Raw genomic sequence first — 2154 nt, forward strand, 5'->3', positions numbered from 1 at the left:
GCTCGACGCGGCCCGCGACCGCGTCGGCGCCGACCGCCAGCGCGCCGAGGTTCGCGAAGACCCAGTCCGGCGGCACGCGGCTGTCGGCGTCGGTGGAGAGGATGGTGCCGGCCTCGGCCAGCCACTCGGCGGCCGCGTCCATCGCCTTGCTCCGGGCCCAGCCGGCATGGGCGCCGGCGAACTCCGCCTCGATCACCCGGACCGGCATGGTTAGGGCCGGCACGCGCGCGGCCACGATCCGGGCGGTGTCGTCGGTGCAGTTGTTGAGGAACAGCACCAAGCCGAGGCGGCCCGGTGCGAGGCCTTCCTGAGCGTCGAGCGCGTCGAGGCAGAAGCCGATGCGCTCGGCCTCGTTGCGCACGGGAATGGCGACGATGGTATCGGGTGACCGGGCTGCGATCGTCGTCGGCCGGGTGGCATCGCGCTGGACCGTGTCGGCCATCATCAATCCTCGATCGCCGACGCGCTCCCGGATGGCGATGGTTCGTGTCGCGGAGCGTCGCGGTTCCATCGCCGCCCGCGCCTGTACGCAGGCTGAAAGCGCCTCGGCGGGAGCGGGATCGATCGCGGGCCGAGCCGAATTCTAGCGCGGTGGCGTCTCACGCCGCCTCGATCTCCCCGCTGACCGTCAGCCACTCCTCCTCGGCGACCCCGAGCGCGGCCACGGCATCCGCCCGCATCTTCGCGATCTCGCCGGCCTTGGCGGCGTTCTGGAGGAAGGCGGTGCCGTCGCCCAACGCCGCGTCGATCTTGGCGATGGCGGCGGTGAGCTTCTCCATGCGCGCCTCGAGGCCTTCGAGGCGCTTGCGCAACGGCGCGAGGGCGGCGCGGCGCTCGACCGCCGAGCGGCGGGCCTCGGCCTGCTTGCCGCCGGACGCGTCCTCCTCGCGGGGCGTGTCGCGCTCGGGGCCGGCGAGCACCAGGCGGCGATAGTCGTCCATGTCGCCGTCGAAGGCCTTCACCGAGCCGTCGGCGACGAGCCAGAGGCGGTCGGCGCAGGCCTCGACCAGGAAGCGGTCGTGGCTGACCAGGATGACGGCGCCCTCGTAGTCGTTGATCGCCTCGACCAGCGCCTGCCGGCTCTCGATGTCGAGGTGGTTGGTCGGCTCGTCGAGGATCAGCAGGTGCGGCCCCTCGAAGGCCGCGAGCCCCATCAGCAGGCGGGCCTTCTCGCCGCCCGAGAGCTGCGACACCGGCGTGTCCGCCTTGTTGGCGGGAAACCCGAGCCGGGCGGTGGCGGCGCGCACCCGCGCCTCGGGCGCGTCCGGCATCAGCGTGCGCAGGTGCGCCACCGCGTTCTCGGCCGGGCGCAGCTCGTCGAGCTGGTGCTGCGCGAAGTACGCGACCTTCATCTTCGAGGAGCGGCGAAGCTCGCCCGACAGGGCGTCGAGGCGGCCGCCGATCAGCTTGCAGAAGGTTGACTTGCCGTTGCCGTTGGCCCCGAGCAGCGCGACGCGGTCGTCCGGGGCGAGGCTGAGGTTCAGTCCGGAGAGCACGATGCGGTCGGGGTAGCCGGCGGCGACCCGCTCCATCGCGACGATCGGCGGCGAGAGCGGCTTTTCCGGGCTCGGCAGGTGGATGACCGGCACGTCGTCCTCGATCAGCCCGGCGATCGGCACCATCTTGGCAAGCTTCTTCACGCGCGACTGGGCCTGGCGCGCCTTGGTCGCCTTGGCCTTGAACCGGTCGATGAAGCTCTGCAGGTGCGCCCGCTCGGCATCCTGCTTCACCTTGGCCTTGGCCTGCAGCATGCGCTTCTCGGAAAGCTGCTTGGCGAAGGAGGTGTAGCCGCCGCGGTAGATCGTCAGCTTGCCGCGGTCGAGATGGAGGATGTGGTCGACGCTCTCATCGAGCAGGTCGCGGTCGTGGGAGATGATGATCGCGGTGCGCGGATAGCGTTCGAGGTAGTCGTAGAGCCAGATCGTGCCCTCGATGTCGAGGTAGTTGGTCGGCTCGTCGAGCAGCAGCAGGTCTGGCTCGGAGAACAGCACCGCGGCCAAAGCCACGCGCATCCGCCAGCCGCCGGAGAAGTCCGAGCACGGGCGCCCCTGCGCGGCCGCGTCGAATCCGAGGCCGTGCAGGATCGCCGCCGCGCGGGCCGGCGCCGAATGCGCGCCGATGTCCACGAGCCGCGTCTCGATCTCGGCGCGGCGC

At 71.5% G+C, this 2154-nt stretch carries 2 protein-coding genes; both read right to left on the minus strand.

What is annotated here, in order from left to right; genetic code table 11:
* Positions 1 to 442: glycosyltransferase (locus tag FV222_RS23970; protein WP_147815820.1), on the minus strand; the 442-nt coding region annotated here is incomplete at its 3' end.
* A 157-nt stretch (positions 443 to 599) separates the two neighbouring features.
* Positions 600 to 2154, minus strand: a 1555-nt coding sequence (locus tag FV222_RS23975; RefSeq protein WP_147815821.1) for an ABC-F family ATP-binding cassette domain-containing protein, incomplete at its 5' end; no start/stop codon positions are given.

The sequence above is a fragment of the Methylobacterium sp. WL103 genome, assembly GCF_008039885.1.
Taxonomy (GTDB): domain Bacteria; phylum Pseudomonadota; class Alphaproteobacteria; order Rhizobiales; family Beijerinckiaceae; genus Methylobacterium; species Methylobacterium cerastii.